This is a genomic window from uncultured Cyclobacterium sp., assembly GCF_963976465.1.
In the GTDB taxonomy this organism is placed as follows: domain Bacteria; phylum Bacteroidota; class Bacteroidia; order Cytophagales; family Cyclobacteriaceae; genus Cyclobacterium.
In genome coordinates this window covers 1-8,123 of the sequence record NZ_CAXBOC010000238.1, presented here as the reverse complement: position 1 = coordinate 8,123, position 8,123 = coordinate 1, and the positions used below count along the sequence as shown (strand labels likewise).

Here is an 8,123-nt window from a genome sequence, read left to right as displayed (position 1 = left end):
GGTGGCTGTGTAGCTCATGCCGGAGGTTTGGTGTTTATGGGGGGAACACCTGATGAAATGTTCAGGGCTTTTGATGTGGCTACAGGCGAAATATTATGGGAATTCAAGCTCCCTTTTGGGGGCTATGCTGTGCCTGCTATCTATGAAGTAAACGGAAAGCAATATGTGGTGATTGCTGCCGGAGGAGCAAACAGGTTAGGAACCCCGGCTGGTGATGCTTATGTAGCTTTTGCTTTACCGGAAATGTAAATTTATCCAATAAAAAAAAGGCCAATCCTAAGCAGAATTGGCCTTTTTTTTGTGATTTTTTGGTTTATCAACCCACAATGAGTTAATCTAAAATATTGCCTTTGGCATCAATGGCTACGTTAGTCCTTTCCCCATCTTTTTCTAACCTAACATTAAAAACCAAGGCCCCATTTTTCTTTTTAGAAGCACTTACTCTTGTTATTTCATTGCCCGGATATTTAGAAAGCAATATGGTCTGAAGATTTTCCGGTAAAGGGTCTTCATAAGGGATGGTGTTTGAGAACCTTCTTTCATCTCCTGCTTCAGCTTTTCTTTCGATAAATTCATTGATTCCATTTTCTTGTTTTACCAAATCGAAGGCATCATATAACTCACCTACGGCTGTATAGGATTCAAAACTTAGTTTATCTCCATCTATATTAATCACCTGAAACAATTGGGTGTTTTCAGCTTTACGATCCCTTTCTGCACCTTTTCCTTTCCATCCTTCTTCACTTACACTATACATTTTTCCACCACTAACAGATACTACATACACAGTTCCTGTTTTATCCCTTGCATTCATTCCGTCCAAAACATTGTCTTCGGGGGAAACACGGCCTCTAGCATAGCTGTGGTCATGTCCTTGCAGTGCCAAATCAACATTGTATTTGTCAAAAATAGGTTTCCATGCTTTTCTTAATTCATCATTGTCCCTTCCTGCTGATGCAGAAAACAAAGGATGATGATAGGTCACAATGGTCCATTTTTTAGTATTTTCTGAGAGTACTTTTTCCAGCCATGGGATTTGCTCTTTTTGTGCAACATTACTATTAAGAGAGATGATTCGTGCATCTTGGTAATCCATATAGTAAACAGTTTCTTCTAGTCCCAACCCTTTTGGTCCATTTTCGGGAAGTGTAAATTGAGGGCGCCATTGTAAGGAAAGCCTTCTCTCTGCATCTTCTCCGTCTAGTTCAGGAATGTCTCTGTATTCATGGTTTCCCGGTGTAACCATAGATGGAACCATACTATGAATAAATCCTCCGGCCGTAAACCATTCATGCCATTCCTGGTCTCTGTGGGCTCTGTTGATCAAGTCTCCGGCATGGATAATGAATTTCGAGTCCGGTGCTTTGCGATAACCTTCTCTGATTAATCTAGCCCAAAGTTCAAGGACATAATTCTGTGCGTCTCCCACATATAGGAAAGAAAAAGGCTTGTCATTGTCTCTGGATGCGGTGGTGAACTGTGTCCATTCCGTCCATGATTCGCCATCTCCTACACGGTATCCATACATGGTGTCCGGTTTTAGGTTTTTAAATTGCACAGAATGGTAATGCGCTTTGATTTTCACGTCTTCTACCTTGGACCCATCAAAAACTTCAGTTTTGGCAGTTATGGTTTCCGCGTTTCTCCAAAATTTTGGAGCACCGTCTGCTATCGCAATTTCAGCATAGCCCGTTGGAATAGAGGTGTCTGTCCTCCAGGTTACATTGGCTTCAGCGGCAGGGTCTGCCCCAAAGTTCAATACCACCCTGTCAGGGTAATAACTAGGCTTGCTCCATTCTTCTCTAAAGGACGGGGCTTTGTAAACTTTATACTCTTGGGCAATTGCAAAATTTATTACTAATAATAAGCAAAAAGAGAAAAATAAATGTTTCATTTGAGATGGTTTTTCAGTATATCTTCGTAAAAATAGTTAAATACTAAGCGTTTTTCAAATCGAATAATTATTATATCATTACTAATTCAATAAGTGAATTAACAATTGTTTCATTTATTGTATAAATTCCCAACTTGCAGTATTTTAACTAGCTATCATGGGAAGAATGGTATTAAAAAATACTGTTTCTAAAGTATATGGACTACTGAACTAAAATATTCTACCCAATTTTATTTTTTTCGCTTTACGCCGCTTACAGCTTGGGCTTCCCAAGGGTTTTCGGCCAATGGTGTTTGGGATACCTTCGCTTTAACTCCTTCTTAACCTCATGGTAGGTATTGTCCCAAAAGCTTTTTAAATCTTGGGTAACCTGAACCGGTTTAAAGCCGGGAGATAGCAAATGGATCTGCATAGGATTTTTACCCTCATTGACGGTTGGAGTTTGACTCCAACCGAAAAGCTCCTGAAGTCGTGCGGCTAAAATGGGAGGATTACCCTCAAAGCTGTATACCACTGGGAGGGAAGAACCACTTGGCAACGTAATTTTTTCCGGAGCCAAACTTTGAAGTTCCTTTTGTTGATCAAATGAAAGGCTGTCTTTTAATATATTGTAGAGCGGTAATTTTTTTAATTCAGGGCCTGATTGGACGCCCGTTAAATAGGGAGAGAGCCACTCCTGTGCTGTTTTTAATAATTGATCCGTGCTGAAGTTGGGAAATGATTCTGGGCCGTTCCACCGTCTTAAACTCATGATTCTACCTTGAAGTTGACGGACCTTGTTGTCCCAGGTAAGCCATTTTTTTCCGGATCTGGAAAGCATTTTTAATAATGTGTCTTGGATCAGTTGAGGATCCGGGGCTATTAGTCGTTTCTTTTCCAATACAATTAGCCCTACCCTTCGTTCTTCAACTGCCAGAATAGAGGCTGACTCCTCATCCCAATAGATCCTTTCATCAGACCTTGCCATAGATTGGATATCCTTTGGATCCAATGGAGCTGCCAGGAATATTTTCCCTAAACCGTTCCTTTCGCCCATTTGTGCTATAGCAATCCAATCTTCTGATGCCATATTGTCGTTTTTATCTATTCGGGCCAATTTGCCATTAGACAATTTAAATTGAGCTTGATGGCCTACTTTGGCGATTCTTTCTGGAAAGGCCTGTGCAATTAATAAGCCTGTTGCATAAGGATCGACAGCTGAATTTTCCGCTTTTATGCCAAGGATTAGTCGATAGGCCTTGGCAACTTGTTCAATTTTCTTGAAATTAAAATTGGAGGAGTTTCCGGTTCTATATCGGCGAAGCCCTTCTATTCTCAAGTTGATGTCTAATCCCATTTCTGGTTCCAATGGGTCTTTTTCTTCCAGTATGGCCGCCAAGTCTGTACCCAAACCCTCAATGCCTAACAATTGACTGTAAACAAGCAAATGTGCAATTCTGGGATGACAAGGAAAGGCATGTAAAGCTTCACCGTGTTTGGTAATTTTATTATTAGCTACAGCACCTAAATTTTTTAATGTGTCAACTGCCTGTGACCAATTACCTTGGGGTGGAGGGCTAATCCAATTCAACAGTGAAGGATCATTTACTCCCCACTTATAAAGCTCCAGGGCCAAGGGGCTAAGGTCAGCTACGAGAATCTCCGGCTGTCTAAAGGGAAGCAAGTTTTCCTGGCTAGCCTTAGACCATAACCTAAAACATATGCCCGGACCTAATCTCCCTGCCCGACCTGCCCTTTGATTGGCTGTGTCGGCAGTCACAGGAATTGTAACCAATTTATTCAGCCCTGAGTTAGGGTTAATTCTTCCGCTGCGCATATAGCCTCCATCAATAACAATTTTTATTCCTTCTATGGTAAGGCTGGTTTCGGCAATTGCGGTTGCCAAGACTACTTTTCTTTTTCCCTGTGGATGTGGTAAAAGTGCAGCTTGTTGTTGCTTGAAGGCCAATTGCCCATAGAGTTTATAAATGGCGAGGTCATGGTGTCCATTTTCTATTAACGTGGCTGTTTTATTGATTTCTCCCTGGCCCGGTAAAAATACCAAAATGTCCCCCTCGTGATTTTCTATGGCTTCCCTAATGGTTTGACTCGTGTTTTGAGGTAAATTGAACAAATCAGAACCGGATCCATATTGGATGCTTACCGGAAATGATCGACCTGAACTTTCTACCAGTGGTGCTTGAAGGTTAATTGACAAGTCTTTGCTATCAAGGGTAGCAGACATGACCAATAGCTTAAGATCCGGTCTAAGTACTTCCTGGATTTCTCTGGCAATGGCAAGCCCCAAGTCCGCATGTATGCTACGTTCATGAAATTCATCGAAAATGATTAGGCCAATATCTTCAAGGGCATTGTCCTGTTGCATCATTCTGGTCAGAATCCCCTCTGTAATTACTTCTACTCTGGTATTTTTGCTCACACAGGTATTGAACCTGACTCGGTAACCTATGCTTTCTCCGGCCGACTCACCTAGAATTTGAGCCATTCTTTGTGCAATACTTATGGCGGCGAGTTTCCTAGGTTCAAGGATAATAATTTTTTTTCCATTGAGCCAATCTTCTTTCAATAATGTCAAAGGGGCCAATGTGCTTTTACCGGCTCCCGGAGGTGCATGAAGCAATACTATTGGGGATACGCTCAGTTTTTCTTTTAATTGAGGGATTACCTCTAGAATAGGGAGATTGGGGAATTCCTTCAAAAGTGTTTGTTTTGATACAAAGGTAAAAAAACATAGCGGACTCAATAATTATTATGCGTAGGAAAAAATTAAGAGATAAGAAAAAATATAATTTATGAGGATAGGATAATTGTGTAATAAAAAAGGCTGTTTTGATTTAAAACAGCCTTTATATAATTTATTTTATCGATGCCTTGGCACGTCCATATTCCCATTTTACTTCCAAGCCATCATCCATTACGGTATAAGTAAGGCTTTCTGTAAGGGTACTGGTTTGACCGGAATTAACGGTTACTCTTAAAGCATCTTTGCTTTCATCGTATTTTGTTCCCCACTGTCCGGTCTGTTTGTTGAAAATAAAGGTACTGGAACTTTCTCCCGGAATAATGAAAAAGCTGTATTTCCCGGCTGGTAGTTTTTCTCCTTCAACAGTAATGTCTTTACTGGTTTCAAATATTGTAGCTTCATTGGCACCTGCTCTCCAAACTTTTCCCAGAGGTACAAGGTCTCCAAAAATAGTTCTTCCTTTTACAGATGGGCTGCTATAATTTACAGTGATCTCTGCTCCATTTATGGTTCCTTTAGCTGTTTTTGCAGGACTTGCTCTTTTCTGGGCATTCGACATAAATACTACTGAAAGCATTAGGAAAGCAGAAAAGCTTAGCATTTTCATGGTTGATGATTTCATGTTTTGGTTTTATTTAGGTTAAATTATTTGAATGACTATAATAAACGGACAAAACTAAAAATTGTTAAGCAACGGATGACTAGAAGCAAACAGTAGCTAGTTTATTTTCTTGAAATCCAATAGTCTGTTGTAATTTTTAGTGATGCCTTATGGTCCCGGCCTTTCTTGAGAAAAGCCGGGAAGAAATTAATAGGGACTGATGAAAAATAATTAAATTTTAACCCAGGCCTGCTTTTTATGACTTTCAATTATTCTTTCACAGATTAATAACTCACGATGTCCGTCTGCAAAAGTTGGATAACTTGGTTTTTCAGGTTGTTTTCCTTCCACTACTGCGGCATATACTTCCTTGAACATTTGTTTGGAAGTATCAGGGAAACCTTCATTGTGTCCACCCGGGAAGCCAATGAGTTTGCCTGCCTCAGCATTGAATAAAGAAGGGTCTTTCATCAAGTGCTGATTGGCAGTTTCTCTTTTGCCTATCCACATCTCATTGGGTTTTTCACTGCACCATTCAAAATTCGCTTTTGACCCGGCGATTTCAATGTTCAACCTGTTTTTCCTACCTGCATTCACCTGGCTAACGGTTACTGAACCTTTGTTGCCATTGTCAAACCTCAGCATTACCGTAGCATGGTCTTCGGTATTGATAGGTACTTCTTCATAGTCTGAAGGAGCAAGGCTTTTGCCACTATAGGTTTCTATTGCTTTAAGTGGCTTTAACCTTGTTTTGTGTACCGTAGAAAAATCCGCCATCACTTCAGTGATTTTCAATCCGGTAACATATTCGGTTAAGTCCAATAAATGGGAGCCTATGTCTGCAATGGCCCTGGAATCTCCGGATTTATCCGGTTCCAATCTCCAGTTGTAATCTGTTTGTAAAAACAACCAATCTTGCAAATAAGAACCCATGATGGAGTAAATATCACCTAGTTCACCACTTTCTCTCATGGTTTTCATTTGCCTTACCATCGGATAATACCTTAAGTTAAAGTGGACAGCATTGACCAAACCTGTTTTATCCGCAAGGGCTACGAGCTCTTCAGCCTCTTCAATTTTTGTGGCCAATGGTTTTTCACAAACTACGTGTTTCCCGGCTTCCAATACGGCTTTAGATTGGCTGTAGTGAAGGAAGTTTGGTGTACAAATGTGTACCACTTTGATTTCCTCGTCTTTCAGCATATCTTCGAAAACCATGGCCTTATCAATGCCTAGTAAAACAGCCTTTTCTTTGGCAAGCTCTTCATTGACTTCACAAAGGGTGGCCACTTCAATATTTGGGTTTCTTCTTAGGGCTTCAATATGGGCAGGGCCAATAAACCCCGTTCCAACAACCGCTACTTTGATTTTTTCCATAAGGTAATTATGTTCGGTTTATTTAAAAGGTTAGCCCTAAAGATAGAAGGTACATTTGTATTTTTCAATGCTTGCTGACTTTTACATTTCATGTATAGGTTTTTATTACAAATTCATTTGTGCTAAGCCCATGGCTTATATTGCAGTAGTAACAATAATTTTTTAACCAAAACTTGTGATTTTGCAATGATCGAGTAATTTTGTTACTCCTACCTTGTGTGTTACGGGGCGAAGCTGTGAAACCAATTTGAGGTACTTTATTAAAGTGCTAATTTTTATGTTTTTTATATTCAATAAATAGTATTTGGTGTCCTTCAAAGCCTTCAACTTTATATTTTTATCTTGATAGAATCTCTGATTACATCCAAGACTCGTATTAAATTACTTGTAAAATTTTTTTCTAACGCTAGAAATCGTGGCTACTTAAGAGGTTTAGCGGAAGAATTTGGTGAATCTACCAACTCTGTAAGAATAGAACTAAACAGGCTTTCCAATGCCGGTTTACTCAATTGGAAAACTGAGGGTAAGACCAAAAGCTATCAAGCCAATGAAAATCATCCCCTGTATTTAGACATAAGAAATATTGTACGTAAATATTTGGGTTTTGACACCCTTATCGATCAAGTGGTACAGGGGTTAGGAAGTGTTGAAAAAGCGATTATTTGTGGTGATTATGCAGAGGGAAAAGATACTGGGACCATAGAATTGACAATAATTGCTGAGGCAATCAATAAAGAATATTTGGAATTCCTCATAAATAAGACCGAAGAAAAAATCAATAGGAAGTTAAAAGTCAGTATTTTGGAAAACGAACCTGTAGAAGGCCTACCGGGCTTGTTGGTCTACGAACATGCAAATGAAGACACCTAAATCCCAAACCTTTCTTTCTATAGTCATCCCCGTTTATCAATCTGAAGCAGGTTTAGAAGAATTGATTGAGCGCTTAAAGCAAGCCTTGTTTGCTATTAGTACAGAGTTCGAGTTAATATTGGTGGATGATGGAAGTAAGGATGGAAGTTGGGATATTATTAGTAAGGTAGCAGAAAAAGAAGATTTTATTAGGGGCCTAAGGTTCAGTAGAAATTTCGGCCAACACCAAGCCATTTTTGCCGGTTTAGAATTGGCTCAAGGAGAGTGGGTAGTGGTGATGGATGCGGATATGCAGGATCTCCCGGAAGAGATCCCCATGATGTTGACCAAAGCACAACTGGGTTATGACGCCGTGTTGGCCAGAAGAATGGATAAAAAAGCTACTTGGTTTTCACAAGTCCTGACCATCGTATATTATCAGGTTTTCTATTTTATGTCTGGGATTAAGCAGGATCCCAGTATTGGAAATTTCGGCGTATACAATAAGAGGATGATTCATCAGGTGCTACAAATGAAAGAGTACAATTGGTATTTTCCAACAATGGTTCATTGGGTGGGGTTTAATCAAAGTACCTTAAACGTAAAACATGGTGTTTCAATTAATCCACGTTCCAACTATTTTATTAAATCTAAATTCA

General features: G+C 39.7%; 6 protein-coding genes and 1 pseudogene. 3 read left to right on the top strand and 4 right to left on the bottom strand.

Going from position 1 to position 8,123, the window contains the following annotated elements; genetic code table 11:
- Positions 1–249: pseudogene (locus tag AAC037_RS13870) on the top strand (pyrroloquinoline quinone-dependent dehydrogenase); the annotation flags it as partial.
- 82 nt (positions 250–331) lie between these two features.
- Here AAC037_RS13870 and AAC037_RS13865 read toward each other — a convergent pair.
- From AAC037_RS13865 to AAC037_RS13850, 4 genes are all read right to left on the bottom strand, one after another.
- Positions 332–1,894 carry a metallophosphoesterase family protein gene (locus tag AAC037_RS13865; protein WP_339903544.1) on the bottom strand — a complete coding sequence of 521 codons (1,563 nt, stop codon included), beginning with the start codon at positions 1,892–1,894 and terminating at the stop codon, positions 332–334.
- A 253-nt stretch (positions 1,895–2,147) separates the two neighbouring features.
- On the bottom strand, positions 2,148–4,592 hold the full coding sequence (gene hrpB, locus AAC037_RS13860) for an ATP-dependent helicase HrpB (protein WP_339903543.1): 2,445 nt from the start codon (positions 4,590–4,592) through the stop codon (positions 2,148–2,150).
- A gap of 157 nt (positions 4,593–4,749) precedes the next feature.
- The gene (locus AAC037_RS13855) at positions 4,750–5,259 is read right to left on the bottom strand and encodes a DUF2911 domain-containing protein (RefSeq protein ID WP_339903542.1); all 510 of its coding nucleotides are present in this window, start codon (positions 5,257–5,259) and stop codon (positions 4,750–4,752) included.
- A 210-nt stretch (positions 5,260–5,469) separates the two neighbouring features.
- Positions 5,470–6,615, bottom strand: coding sequence for a Gfo/Idh/MocA family oxidoreductase (locus AAC037_RS13850; protein ID WP_339903541.1), 1,146 nt, complete (start codon positions 6,613–6,615; stop codon positions 5,470–5,472).
- 342 nt (positions 6,616–6,957) lie between these two features.
- Between AAC037_RS13850 and AAC037_RS13845 the strand changes: the two genes are divergently transcribed.
- Together AAC037_RS13845 and AAC037_RS13840 are read left to right on the top strand one after the other, a co-directional pair.
- Positions 6,958–7,485 (top strand): ArsR family transcriptional regulator, encoded by a 528-nt coding sequence (locus AAC037_RS13845; protein ID WP_339903540.1) that lies wholly within the window; start codon positions 6,958–6,960, stop codon positions 7,483–7,485.
- A partial coding sequence (locus tag AAC037_RS13840; RefSeq protein WP_339903539.1) for a glycosyltransferase family 2 protein occupies positions 7,472–8,123 on the top strand: 652 nt, incomplete at its 3' end. The genes AAC037_RS13845 and AAC037_RS13840, both read left to right, overlap by 14 nt.